Source organism: bacterium (Candidatus Blackallbacteria) CG13_big_fil_rev_8_21_14_2_50_49_14, assembly GCA_002783405.1.
Taxonomy (GTDB): Bacteria; Cyanobacteriota; Sericytochromatia; order UBA7694; family UBA7694.
Map to the genome: position 1 here is coordinate 37725 of PFGG01000048.1, position 12373 is coordinate 50097.

Here is a 12373-nt window from a genome sequence, read left to right on the forward strand (position 1 = left end):
GAAAACTTGAACGCAGGCTTTAAAGCGGGTTCAGGCTGTCATCAACAATGGTTTGCAGGAACTCATCATTGGTTTTGCTCTTTTTAAAGCGTTCCAGAATGAATTCGGTGGCTTCCACAGTATCTGCATTGGAAAGCATACGCCGCAAGAGGTGTTCTTTGCGCAAGACATCGCTGCCGAGCAAGATCTCTTCTTTGCGGGTGCCAGAGAGCTTGATATCTATTGCGGGGAAGAGGCGGCGCTCGGCCAGTTTACGATCAAGACGCAGCTCCATATTGCCGGTGCCTTTGAATTCTTCGAAGATCACTTCGTCCATGCGGCTGCCGGTATCTACCAGTGCGGTGGCGAGAATGGTCAGACTGCCGCCAAATTCCACTTTACGGGCGGCCCCAAAAAAGCGCTTGGGAGAATGCATAGCATTGGGATCCAAACCGCCTGAAAGGGTACGGCCACTGGGGGGGATAATCAGGTTATAGGCACGGCTCATGCGGGTAATCGAATCTAAGAGAATGACCACATCGCGCCCCGCTTCGACCAGACGTTTGGCCTTTTCCAGTACCAGTTCAGTAATGCGGGTATGGTGCTCGGGCAGGCGATCGAAGGTTGAGGCGACGACTTCGCCTTTGATCGAACGCTCGAAATCGGTGACTTCTTCAGGGCGTTCGTCGATCAGCAGTGCAATCAGCACAATATCAGGGTGATTGGCTTCAATGGCGTGGGCAATGCCTTTGAGCAGGGTGGTTTTACCGGCTTTGGGCGGTGAAACGATCAAGCCACGTTGCCCCCGTCCAATCGGGCTGAAAATATCCATTAAGCGCATCGATAAATCATGGCGGGGGGTTTCGAGCATAATCTGGCCTTCGGGGTAAACCGGAATCAGGCTGTCAAAGGGGCGCAGATGCTGAATTTTTTCGGGTTCCAGATCGTTGACAGAGTCAATCTTGACCAGACTGGCGTATTTTTCTCCCTCTTTGGCAGGGCGAATCTGACCCACCAGGTTGTGGCCTGTTTGCAGTCTGAAGCGTTTGATCTGGGCTTGAGAGATATAAACATCATCAGAACTTGGGAAATAACCGTTTACGCGCAAAAAACCATAGCCTTCGGGCATGATTTCGAGAATTCCTTTGCGCGTATTCGCTCTGGCTTCTTGGGCCTGGGCAATACGCAGCGCGAGATCACTTTTTCGAAGTTTCAGAGGGTTGTGAATTGACAGTCCCCGGGCGATATCATAGAGATCTTTCAGGGTCTTATCCATGAGGATAGAGAGATCCGGCTCTGGGTAGGATTCCTGAGGCCGGGCTGTATGATGCGGATGGTGGTGCTGTTGCGGATGGCGCTTCTTGAAGGGCCTGTTATTGTTGTTATTCCGTCTCATATCCTTCTTGGGTACTGTAAATGACATTGGTTTGGATATCTCCGTGAAGACCGGTTTTTCCGGTGGGTTGAATTGAAAACAAGATCTGAAAAGTACTGAACAAAACTATAAAAAATAACCAGAAAAAGTGGGTTATGTAGGGTTCGAACCTACGACCCGCTGATTAAGAGTCAGCTGCTCTACCAACTGAGCTAATAACCCACGATTCAGGAATTAGGGAGATCTGGACTCTGTCAAGATGAGGAGACAGATGCTCGCTTACATGCTGTTCGGCATGAGCTATTCTAAAGTAGAAAACTTTTGACAGCTATAGAGTAGTTTAGTACAGCCCTTAGTGCCTGTCAAGCAAATGGAGCCTGTGCTTAGGCCGTCTGCTTATTTACATACGGGCAATCAGGGTGCGGGCAAAATAATAAAGAATGAATACGGTTATGCTCATGGCTGCCAGGTTCAGGCCCTGTAATAAGCTTGCCGAAGTCTGTCGGCGTGTGAGTTTGACTAAGCAGAAGCTGAGTGTGGAGATGGCAAGACTGACCTCAAAGCTGAACAATACTTTTCCATACCAGCCCATGCGCAGACCTGGGGTGGTGAGCACCCCATATTCCCAGTGCTGGTCTAAGGGGTAATACCACCACAGGGGAGTGGGAAAGACCTCCGAGAGAAAATAGCTCAGGCAAAAACTGAAGAGGGCCAGACTTCCCAGTAAAAAATAATTTTCGCGTTGCATTTTAAACACTCCGGTAGCTGCTCAGCAAGAGACCACTGATCAGGGCAAACCACACGATCAAAGTCAGGCTCAAAGAGAGAAAGACGTATACAAACAGAGGGGTGCGATCTTCTTTGGGGTTCAGAATCAGGCTAAACAGAAAAAAGACGATAAACAAAGCCAAGCCAATGCCGGTCCAGTGTTCCTTGATATCAAAAAGCTGGCTGGCCCAAGGCATGGTTTGATCGAAATAGCGGGCCCTGACATGGTAGCGGTAATTGGGATAGATCAGGGAACCCAGACCAAAGCTCAGCAGATAGGCCACGAAAGCGACTTTGACATAGAGCTTTTCCAGCCTGATTTTGGCAAAATGCCCGCCGAGATAGCGCAGCGTAATCAAGCAATTATGTGTCATTGAGCCCAAAAGCAGGATCGCCATCAGGGCATGTGCCAGCAAAAGCAGTTTTCCCTGGGGTTGAAGAAAAAGCACGGGTTGAGCAGTGGCTTGAAGCATAAACATGCTGGGTATTTTAACTGAAACAGGATCAGAACAGGAAAAGATCCTGGGCGATGAGTTCAAATTCAAGGCCAAAACCTCTGTTTTTCTTGCCTAAAATGAAGTCAATAGGGATGTAATCTATGGAGGAACGCAATGAAGTTGAACTATCAAATAGGTTTAACACTTTTTTTATTATTGGGTTGTACGCCCTTGAGTCCGGGATCTCTTCTGCGTGCAGAGAATGGCTCTGACTCGGGGAGCGCGACACGTCAGTCCTTTGCTGAGCGAGGTGAGCAGGGCGAGTCTGAAAATGAAGGGCCGGAGGGAGAAGAGGGGGGCTCAGGCTTTTCCAGCAAGAGCCACAATTCAGGCCAAAATTGTATGAAATGCCATTCTGCGGGTCAGCCAGCAGGGGAGCACGCTTTTTTTGCCGCAGGTACGGTTTACGATCAAGCGGGCGCAGCGGTTAAAACCGGGGGGAGGATTCAATTGCGAACCCAGCCCAATGGCGGGGGAACACTGGTGCTTGAAATGCCAGTGGATGCGACAGGGAATTTTTATACGGCCAAAGCACTGGATTTGAAGCAGGATCTGTATCCTTCTGTCAGCAATGGAGCAGGAAAAACTCAGTTTATGAGTTCTCCTTTAAGTTCGGGTCAATGCAATTCCTGTCATGGTGTGACCCAGAGCAAAATCTGGTCTGAGTGAGTTACGGGCCAGGCGCGCGCAAGAACCCCTTCGCATTAAATCAGGAAGCTCTTCTACTATAATAGAGCTATTTCAAGAAGGGCTCTTGCCGTTGAAACCATGAGGCTGGAAAATGCATCTTTGTATCTAGACCGAGCTTCAAGTGCTGACAATACAGGCCTTTTGGCACTGGTAGCTGAAGCGCCTGTTGTCACACCCGCTTTTAGCTATATTTTGGATCGTGCGCCCGATTATTTTGCTTTTTCACGCTTTCAGGGCGAGAAAACCCAGATTCAAGTGGCGCATTCGTCTGAAAAAGAGGTTCTGGGAACCATTTCTGTGGTGCATGATCGGGTATGGTTGCGCGGCCAACCTCAGCCGGTGGCCTATACTGCTGATTTGCGGGTTTCTCAGCGGGCCCGTGGTTTGGGGTTGGGGGATCGTTTGATGCAGAACGCTATGGCTTTGGCCCGTGGTGCTTCAGATCAACCGGTTTTTACCGTGGTCATGAAAGACAATCCTGTGGGGCTGAAAATGAATGCCAATCTGGCCCGCGATGGCATTGCTGAAATGCGCAAAGTGGCTGAGATTCGGCTTTATTTTTTTCTGGCTTTGCCGTGCTTGAAAGCGCCAGGTGCCTACCAGAGCCACCCAGCCCAGGTCTCTGACCTGCGTGAAATGCACGCGCTGTGGGTTCGGGTCAAACGAGGCCAGAACTTGGCTCGGGCTTGGAGTTATGACGATTGGCTGGCTTGGATTCAGGCGGTTCCAGAGCTCGAGATCTCAGATTATTTATTGGCCCGTAATCAGGCAGGGGAACTCTGTGGCTTTTTTGCGGTCTGGAATCAGCAGGCTTTGCGCAGGATTCGCCTGACTCAATCTGGTTTTGCCTTGCGCAGTCTGCGGACGGTTTGGAATACCTTTCACGGTGTTTGGGGACTGCCGCTTTTGCCGGGGGCAGGCCAGATTTTGCCCGTATGTCAGGTTCTCAATCTCTGTGTTGCGCCCGAGCATCGCCGGGCTTTGTCGGTGCTGCTTTCTTCTGCTTTGGCGGGTTTGCGCAAACAAGATGCGCTTTTATTGGGAATGGCATTGGATCTGCAGGACCCCTTGAATCATGAGCTAAAACATTTTATTGCATCGACTTCTGATCTATATTTATTGAGTAACGCAGATTTCGGTGCGGCCCGGCCCGGATTGTTTCATCTTGAAATTGGATGGGGTTAAATGAATGAGCAATGCATTTTTAAAACAGGTCTATTTTAAGCCACAGGCTGGACAAATTCCTGAACTGGAAGAAGGGCTTCAGAAAGCATTTGTTCAATTTCAGCGCAAAGGCCGCTTGGGGCTGGATATCGTTCTTTTGCTGCTGCGCTTTTCAAAATTGATTCTCAACCCCCATGATATTTCACCGATTTTTAAGGGGGGCAGTTTTCGCAACCATCTGAGTTTTCAGGTGGCGCTTGAGTCCTTATATGCCGATCCGGCCTGTGCAGAACTGATGCGCACCCGTTATCTTGCGCCCGCCCCCTTTGACTTGGATGAATTGCTGCGCTTGCCTGAACAGAGTTTGGGCCATGTCTACGCACGCCATATGCGTGAAAATCATTTGGATGTGGTTTTTTATCCCCCTTTGGAAGATACCCAGGATGATGACATCGCCTATTTGCGCAAACGGGCCCGCCAGACCCACGATATTCACCATGTGGTTTTGGGGTTTCCTGCCATTGATACGGGGGAAATGGCCATTTCAGCTTTTTATCTTTCACAGAACAATATCCCGCTTTCGGCTCTTTTGATTGGCTTTGGTTTTCTCTACGCAATTCTGCGCGAGCCACGTAGGATTGAAGAATTGATGAACGCGATCTTTCTGGGCTGGAGCCGGGGCAAAGAATGTCCTGTGTTTTTGGGACTGAAGTGGGAAGATTATTTTGAGCGCCCGATTGACGAGGTGCGACGTGAACTGCATTTGCCCGCACAACCGGAATGGCGTGTTTAAACCTTGAGAATGTGCATGGGTTACGGCTTTTTTAGCGGGTTTGCGCTATGCTGTCGTAAAACAGTGTCTGTCCAGGTATAATCAGAGCATGTCGCGTCGTAGCATTAAAACACTTCCTACTGGGCCTGTTGCCAAAGATCATGTGCGCACCTTTGTGCGTCATCATGGCCGCCGTTTGCCGGATCATTTGCGTCACCGGCTCGAAATGCATTCCCGTGCTTTGTCTCTGCACCTGACCCCAGAATTGCAATTGCAGGAATTGCAGGATTTACTTGAGCAATTTGCCGATGAAGAAAAATACCTCAGCCCTGAACTGCGCACCCAGTTTGAAACCCTTTCTGAAAGCAACCGCCGAGTTTTTGTGCGTGAACTGAAGCTGCTTGCAGAAATGAAACCCACAGAACGCGAAGCCTATCTGGCTTCGATGGAAACCTTCCGTCACACCGAGTTGGGTTTGGCAGACTGTACGCCCGCGATGCGCCAGGCCTTGCAGATTTTAGGCTTGAATCATCCCTGCAGTTTGAAAGAGATCAAACAGGCTTACCGAGTACAGGCCAAAAAACTGCATCCCGATCAAGGCGGCCATCATGATCGCTTTTTGCGTTTGCAACAGGCCTATCTTACTGCGCTTAAAGCGCATCGTTTAATTTGAGTGCAGCGCATTTCCAGTGGTTCGGTCTTTGAGTCTGAAATAGGCTATTCTCGGGCTGTAATCGTCGGTGATTTGATCTTCGTCTCAGGCACCACGGGGTATGATTATGCAACCCATTCGATTGCTGCAGATCCCTTAGAACAAGCGGAGCAGGCCTTTCAAAATATTGAAAAAACACTGGCTCAGGCTGGAGCTTGTTTTGCAGATATTCTCAGCGTGCGCTATATTTTTACTGATCGTCAGGATTTTGAGCGCTGTAAGCCTGTTTTGAAAAAATATCTCGGGGAGGTCAAGCCTGCGGCAACGCTCTTGATCGCTGGGCTTTTAGATCCGCAGATGAAATTAGAAATTGAAGTGATCGCAAGAAAATCCCCTCCAGCTTGAAGGGCTTGCTTTCATGATTTGAAATCAAGAAGCGAGCGTATCCCAAAATGACTAAACCTCTTCACGAAATTGCCGAAATTGCCGTAATTGGCGCTGGCGGAGCAGGCATGATGGCCTATCTGCGAGCCATTCTCAACTGCAATCAAGCCGTACTTTTTCAGGGCAATGCTGAAACCCGTCGTAAAGGGCGTGCCACTTGGGTGGCAGAGGTGGATAATATTCCTGGAATGCATGGCATGAAAAACCCGATCACGACGACGGCCCGAGGCACCTTAAAGTGGATTGAATCTCAACCTCAACTGGCTGCCTGTGGAACTGTGATCAATGGCATGGTGACCCGGATTGTGCCGCAGGATTCTGTTTTTTGCTTGCACTATGAGCTGAAAGGAATTGAGCACACCCTCCTGGCCCGTTATGTGGTGCTGGCGACGGGGGTGATGGATATTCAGCCTGAAATTGGCGGTTCGATCCTACCGATTTTGCCCTTCGCCAATCAAGGCCATGTTTTGTACTGTATTCGCTGTGATGGACACCGCACCTTGGGTAAACAGCTTTCGGTCATTTCCCATCAGGAGAAGGGAGTGTATATTGCAGCCATGATGCATGAGCGCTATGGACATGAGCAGATCAAGCTATTCACCCATGGTGCAGAGCCGATTTTTTCTGAAGAAGCCTGGCGAATCGTCAAAGCCTATGGCATGGAGGTCTATTCAGAGGTCATTCACGCAATTCTGGGCGATCCCAAAACCGGCTTAGAGGGATTTGTGCTGGCTGATGGAACCTCTGTTGCCACTACCTGTGCTTTGGTGGCCCTGGGCAGTCTGGTCTACAATCGACTATTGGCCGATTTGGGAGCCGAGCTTGAAAGCGATGGCCGGATCCATACCTCGGCCAAATTTGAATCGTCTGTCTCCGGTATCTTTGCAGTGGGAGATCTGGTCGCCGGCACGAAGATGCAGCTTTATACGGCTTGGGAAGAAGCCGTGATTGCGATTGAAGAGATCGACAGCCGTTTGCGCAGAGAAAAGCGGCTTGCCAAATTAAAGGGAAGCTGATCTTTGCGAGATTCTTTTACAAATGCTACCGTTTTTGGATCAGGATCTGGTATCCTGATCTGAAACTTCATTCCAGATATTCTGTTTTGTTGCTTGGACAGTGCCTGGAGAATCTGCTTGAAGATCCTCATACATGAAGATCTCATCGAAGAATTTCCAGAAAGTGTCCAAATACGTAGAAAACTACGGTGGAATTACGTCTCTGAAGCGCCGATCGAAAGCGCCAAGATTTCTGTGTTTCCTTTTGACGAAAAAGAAAATCTGTGTTATAGTTTTAACTTCAAATTAATGAATTTTTAAAGGAACGATGCATCATGAGAGCGTGTGACATTTCCGGCAAAAGATATAACAATGCCAACCGAGTCAGCCACTCCAACCGGAAGACCAAGCATCGTCAGCAAGCCAACCTGCAGTGGAAACGTTTCTGGATTCCTGAAGAAAAGCGCTGGGTGCGCCTGCGTGTTTCTACCAAGGTCATGAAAACCATTACCAAATATGGTTTGCTGTCCACGATTCGCCGGTATGGGGCTGATTCTGCCCTGGTCCAGAAATAAACAGGCATAACGCCCAAACCTACTGAAAGGAAAGCAGATCATGGCCAAAGCAGCGGCACGATTACAGATTAAACTGAAAAGTTCTGAGAGCCACTTTTGTTATTACACCATGAAGAACAAGCGCAATACTCCTGATCGTCTTGAACTCAAAAAGTACGATCCCGTAGTGCGTCGCCATGTAAACTTCAAAGAAGAAAAATAGTTTTTGGGCGTTTTGTCCAATTCCATGTTTTACCGACCCTTTCGGGGGTCGGTTTTCATTTGGGATTTGGATCTGAATGTCTTGAGAGAGCAAAAGAAATCTTTTTGTTTGAACTAAAACCGTCGGGGACAGGAATTAGAACTCGTCGTCATCGAAATCGACGATTGCAAATTCCTCACCCGTATCAGGTTCGAAAACTTCATCTTCCAGTTCTTTCAGAAGTGAAATAGAACCGGGTGTACTTTGAGTCTCGGGTTCTGCGGCTCTTGTTTCAGGGCGTGGCAATGGGCCGCTTGGAATGGGTTGGCCCAAAACAGGTGCTGCCGAACGCTCCTGTGAAAATTGTTGTTCAAGTTGGGCCAAACGGGAATGAAAGCGATCGGTTAATCCCACCAACAAACTGTGAAAATCCAAGAGGGCGTGGAGTAATTCTTCTACCTGTTCGTCGGTTAAACCTTGTGTGCTTGTCATTTTCTGTCCTTGCATTTACCCTGTTACTGATTCAATTTTACCCTGTAGAGCCTGTTTTAAAACATGAATCAGTTAGATCTTTGCTGTTGACGTGCCAAATATTCTTTCATTCCCGCTTCAATTTCATGGCGACGGGCATAGCCCATTTCAACCAATAGGGTGCCTACTTTTTTGTGGGCATGCTCGGGTTGGTATTTGAGCGTTAAAACATGGGAAAGCTGCCATTGTTGAATAATTCCCAGGGTCACGAGTACTTGCCCAAGAGAATCACTGGCGGGGGCACTTTGTTCTTTAAGGGTTTCATTTAACTGTGATTGACTGATATAACCCAATAAGACCAGAATTTCACCGATCGGCTTATGCAGAATACGCGGCAAGCGGAATTGGTAATCAATGGCGTCCTGAAGTTCTTCTGCCGTGATATAGCCTTTGCGGATCAAGGCTTGGCCCAAAGGCGTGTTTTCTTCTTCGTTTTGAGAAGTTGGGGGTTGAGGTGCTTGAGGCTGAACGAATTGTTCCGCTGTGTTGACGGTGGGCGGGGTGTTGTAGCTGGGGGTGCTGGATGTATGCGGCTGTTTTTTATAGTAATGCTGAAGCGCGGCTTCAATCATTTCTTTGGTGGTATAACCCATTTCCAGCAAGACGGTGCCCATGCGTTTTTCTTCGCCACTGGACTCTCTGTTTTTCAAGGCATCTTCAAGCTGACTTTGCTGAATCAGTCCGTCTTTGATGAGCTGTTGCAGAAGAACATCTTCAATGGGGGGTTTTTCGCCCAGAGCAACTTGAATCTCATCTTCAGAAACAAATTCAAGCGCGACGACGACCTCAGCCAATGTCATTTCCTGACCTCGCGGAAGCCGACACTGATACTGAAGAGCTGAGGTTAGTTGTTCGGGGGTGATGAGCCCCTTCTCCAGCAAAATACGATCGATCGATTCAGTTCGTTTAGGCAGCAAAATCTAGTCCTTACCTTTTCAAAAGGATTACATCCTGAGTCTATTATAGCCTGATTAAGAATTCTGCGAATTTGATCGCAAAGCGTTTAACAAACTCAAACTTTTGGGGCAAAGGGCTTTGAGCCCGTCAGTCAGTTGTTTAAGTTCTTTTTTGGCGCAGGTTTTTGATCAGGGCTGCTTCGATTATTTCTTGGCTGGTATAGCCCAATTCAACCAGTAAGGGGCCTAGGTTTTGATGTGGGCGGCCAGGCTCATGCTGAACACAGAGGGCATGGGCCAGTTGCCATTCCTGAATCACACCCTGCCGGATTAAAATCTGGCCGATGGGTTCCTGATGAAAGGCGGGCTGGTCGGCGAGGGCCTCTTGCAATTGGGTTTCGTTAATCGCTCCCATTAAAACGAGAATATCTCCCAGTGGACGGTACCCTTTGCCTGTTTCCTGTTTCTGAAAATTCAAGGCGGCGTCGAGTTGCGCTTGGTTGATATCCCCTTTCTCCAATAAAATTTGTCCCAAAGGTTTGGGGGAATTGGAGGGAGGAGGCTGAACTGCTGGGGGTTTTGGCGGCACTTGGGGAGCTACAGGGGGGAGGGAGGGGGCGCTTCCAGGCACCAGCACGGCCTCAATCGCTTCTCGGGTGGTATATCCCAATTCCAATAGAAGCACCCCTAATTTTTTATGCGCATGTTCTGGACTGAACTGTAAACGCATGGCATGTGCCAACTGAGCTTTGTCGATAATACCGGCTTCAACGAGACGATCTCCTACCCTGTTTTGAGTTTTGGGAGGTTGTTCAGCAAGCGCTTCTTCGAGTTGTTGGGGGGTGATATAGCCCTGTTGCATTAAAATTTCACCAATGGGCTTGTGCATGACTTTGGGCAAGCGTTTTTGGTATTCCAAGGCGTCATCAAGTTCTTCCTGACGAATCCAGCCTTTGGCCATGAGAATGCGGCCCAAGGGTAAATGGATAGGGGAGGAGGTATCGGGAACCGTATTCTTTTCAGGCGTTTCTGAATGCGTTTTCTCTTTGGTGGGTTCCAAGCCCTTTTGGCTTGATTGGCTGCTAAAGGTCGTGCTTTTACTCTGTGTCAGTTGATAATTTGAAATGGCCTGTTCAATTTGTTTCGCAGAAACCAATCCCAAATCCACCAGAATATCGACCACATGTTGCGTGGCAAAAGCATTGAGAACGCCCATGGCCTGTTCCAATTGCTGAGAAGAGATAATGCCTTCCTGAATCAGGATTTGCGCAATCGGGTCTTCCATGGCGTTATATTCTTCGCCCAGGGCGCTGCGAATTTGGGCTTCGGTAACAAATTCAAAGTCGACGAGGATTTGAGGCAAAAGCACGTACTGACCGGGAGGTAAACGACACTGATACTCCAATGCGGTGGTCAATTGATTTTGGGTAATCAAGCCTTTGGCTACCAGCAAGCGGCTGATTTCCAAATCTGATTTTGCCTGTGACATTTCCTCTCCTTTCGGTTGAACTCTTGCGAGACGGGTTTCTCGGTTGAGCTTTGGTGAGACGGGTTTCTCAGTTGAGCTCTGGCGAGACTGATTTCTCAGTTGAGCTCTGGCGAGACTGATTTCTCAGTTGAGCTCTGGCGAGACTGATATTATTGTAACAGGAGAGCGATAGCTGGTGCCCTTTGAAATTTGTTGTCGCTGTTTTGCCCGGTTGAGATGGGGCGCTAAAACTAGCTTGCTAAGAAAAGTTTTTACCTATGTTATTTTTCCGTTATCCCGCCATATTTCAGTTTCTGATATTTATTCTCACTCTTTGTTTGCTTATTTTGGGCTGGGGAGGGACTCTTTTGTATTTTTCGCAGATAAGCATTGAGGATCTGCTCAATGGAAGACCTATTCCAACACTTTGGCAAAATATTTATCTTGTGGGGCTTTATGGGGGGCTGATCGCTGTTTTATCCCTTTTTCGTCGTTTGAGAAAAGAGAAATGGTCTGATTGGGGCCTTTCACGAATTGTCTGGCGTCAATTACCGCTGGCTTTGGGAGCCGGGCTTTTGCTCTTTCTCGGTTTTTGTATGCGTGCTTCTGCTCAAGGACTCTTAAGTTTTCCGTTTCTTTTAGCCAAAGATGGGCCTCTGTTCTTGATTTTTTTGTTGCCAGCTTTGGCCTTGGTGGGAGCCGAAGAGGTTTTGTTTCGCGGCTTGCTGCTGAATCTTTTTCTTGATTTCAAACCTTTGCCAGCATTGGCTTTTCAGGCGCTGTGTTTTTCAGCTGTTCACGGAGCCAGTTGGCAGCATTTTGAAGTGGCCTTTAATCTTTTTCTTTTGGGCTTTTTTTTAGGACAGACCCGTTTGCTGACAAGCCATTTGGGTTGGGCTTGGGGGCTGCATGCAGGGTGGGTTTGGGGGCTGCTTGTTTTGGCTTCACAAGGGGGGCTCAAGACCCAAAGTGGAACTTGGGAGCCCCTTCAGGATTTATTCTTCACGTTTTTACTTTTGGTTCTCTGTTTTGCGGCCTATCTCAAGGCCCCGGCTCTTTGGCTCAGGCCAAGCAAGGCTCTGAATTCTGACTGAATTCCAACGGCAATAAAATGACGCTGGATCGGCAAGTATGTCATAATGAATCCGCACTTTTTAAATGACTGAAAGAGGATACTGTGTGACGACTCCGCCAGCTAAAGCAGCAGCGGCTTCTGTGCAAACGCATACGGCAACCCGTTACGTTCGCTGCACAAGGCCCCGTCCGGGCCATGAGAGCGAAGCTCTCGGTATTTTCCTATCTCAAGGACACCCAAGCGACTTTACGTTGCGCGGGATTTCAGCGCAACAACCTCATGTCGATTCTATTGTCAAGGAACAAAGCTTA

16 protein-coding genes and 1 tRNA gene are annotated in these 12373 nt (G+C 48.6%); 10 read left to right on the forward strand and 7 right to left on the reverse strand.

Annotated features, from left to right (window positions below):
* Positions 1 to 19 precede the first annotated feature (19 nt).
* From COW20_11755 to COW20_11770, 4 genes are all read right to left on the reverse strand, one after another.
* Positions 20 to 1375: a transcription termination factor Rho gene (locus COW20_11755; protein ID PIW47711.1), complete on the reverse strand. Its 1356-nt coding sequence runs from the start codon at positions 1373 to 1375 to the stop codon at positions 20 to 22.
* A 128-nt stretch (positions 1376 to 1503) separates the two neighbouring features.
* Positions 1504 to 1576 (reverse strand) — tRNA-Lys (locus COW20_11760).
* 178 nt (positions 1577 to 1754) lie between these two features.
* Entirely contained in the window at positions 1755 to 2102 is a 348-nt protein-coding gene (locus COW20_11765; protein ID PIW47712.1) for a hypothetical protein, read from the reverse strand.
* A 1-nt stretch (position 2103) separates the two neighbouring features.
* Positions 2104 to 2601, reverse strand: a complete 498-nt coding sequence (locus COW20_11770; protein PIW47713.1) for a hypothetical protein — start codon at positions 2599 to 2601, stop codon at positions 2104 to 2106.
* A gap of 132 nt (positions 2602 to 2733) precedes the next feature.
* Here COW20_11770 and COW20_11775 point away from each other — a divergent pair, with 132 nt between their 5' ends.
* From COW20_11775 to rpmG, 9 genes are all read left to right on the forward strand, one after another.
* Positions 2734 to 3288, forward strand: coding sequence for a hypothetical protein (locus COW20_11775; GenBank protein PIW47714.1), 555 nt, complete (start codon positions 2734 to 2736; stop codon positions 3286 to 3288).
* Positions 3289 to 3387: 99 nt separating this feature from the next.
* Positions 3388 to 4494 (forward strand): hypothetical protein, encoded by a 1107-nt coding sequence (locus COW20_11780; protein PIW47715.1) that lies wholly within the window; start codon positions 3388 to 3390, stop codon positions 4492 to 4494.
* Positions 4495 to 4498: 4 nt separating this feature from the next.
* Entirely contained in the window at positions 4499 to 5266 is a 768-nt protein-coding gene (locus tag COW20_11785) for a hypothetical protein (GenBank protein ID PIW47716.1), read from the forward strand.
* An 88-nt stretch (positions 5267 to 5354) separates the two neighbouring features.
* Positions 5355 to 5918, forward strand: a complete 564-nt coding sequence (locus COW20_11790; GenBank protein ID PIW47717.1) for a hypothetical protein — start codon at positions 5355 to 5357, stop codon at positions 5916 to 5918.
* Positions 5919 to 6302, forward strand: coding sequence for a hypothetical protein (locus tag COW20_11795; GenBank protein ID PIW47718.1), 384 nt, complete (start codon positions 5919 to 5921; stop codon positions 6300 to 6302).
* Between the two features lie 47 nt (positions 6303 to 6349).
* The gene (locus COW20_11800; GenBank protein ID PIW47719.1) at positions 6350 to 7357 is read left to right on the forward strand and encodes an NAD(P)/FAD-dependent oxidoreductase; all 1008 of its coding nucleotides are present in this window, start codon (positions 6350 to 6352) and stop codon (positions 7355 to 7357) included.
* Positions 7358 to 7474: 117 nt separating this feature from the next.
* On the forward strand, positions 7475 to 7657 hold the full coding sequence (locus tag COW20_11805; GenBank protein PIW47720.1) for a hypothetical protein: 183 nt from the start codon (positions 7475 to 7477) through the stop codon (positions 7655 to 7657).
* Between the two features lie 11 nt (positions 7658 to 7668).
* On the forward strand, positions 7669 to 7911 hold the full coding sequence (gene rpmB, locus COW20_11810; GenBank protein PIW47721.1) for a 50S ribosomal protein L28: 243 nt from the start codon (positions 7669 to 7671) through the stop codon (positions 7909 to 7911).
* A gap of 40 nt (positions 7912 to 7951) precedes the next feature.
* A complete protein-coding gene (gene rpmG / locus COW20_11815; protein ID PIW47722.1) occupies positions 7952 to 8113 on the forward strand; it encodes a 50S ribosomal protein L33 in 162 nt (53 codons plus the stop codon).
* A gap of 135 nt (positions 8114 to 8248) precedes the next feature.
* On the opposite strand, the gene COW20_11820 is transcribed toward rpmG, so the two are convergent.
* From COW20_11820 to COW20_11830, 3 genes are all read right to left on the reverse strand, one after another.
* The gene (locus COW20_11820; protein ID PIW47723.1) at positions 8249 to 8599 is read right to left on the reverse strand and encodes a hypothetical protein; all 351 of its coding nucleotides are present in this window, start codon (positions 8597 to 8599) and stop codon (positions 8249 to 8251) included.
* Positions 8600 to 8652: 53 nt separating this feature from the next.
* Positions 8653 to 9540 carry a hypothetical protein gene (locus COW20_11825; GenBank protein PIW47724.1) on the reverse strand — a complete coding sequence of 296 codons (888 nt, stop codon included), beginning with the start codon at positions 9538 to 9540 and terminating at the stop codon, positions 8653 to 8655.
* A 139-nt stretch (positions 9541 to 9679) separates the two neighbouring features.
* Positions 9680 to 11008: a hypothetical protein gene (locus COW20_11830; protein PIW47725.1), complete on the reverse strand. Its 1329-nt coding sequence runs from the start codon at positions 11006 to 11008 to the stop codon at positions 9680 to 9682.
* A gap of 257 nt (positions 11009 to 11265) precedes the next feature.
* Between COW20_11830 and COW20_11835 the strand changes: the two genes are divergently transcribed.
* Positions 11266 to 12081: a hypothetical protein gene (locus COW20_11835; GenBank protein PIW47726.1), complete on the forward strand. Its 816-nt coding sequence runs from the start codon at positions 11266 to 11268 to the stop codon at positions 12079 to 12081.
* Positions 12082 to 12373: the final 292 nt, after the last annotated feature.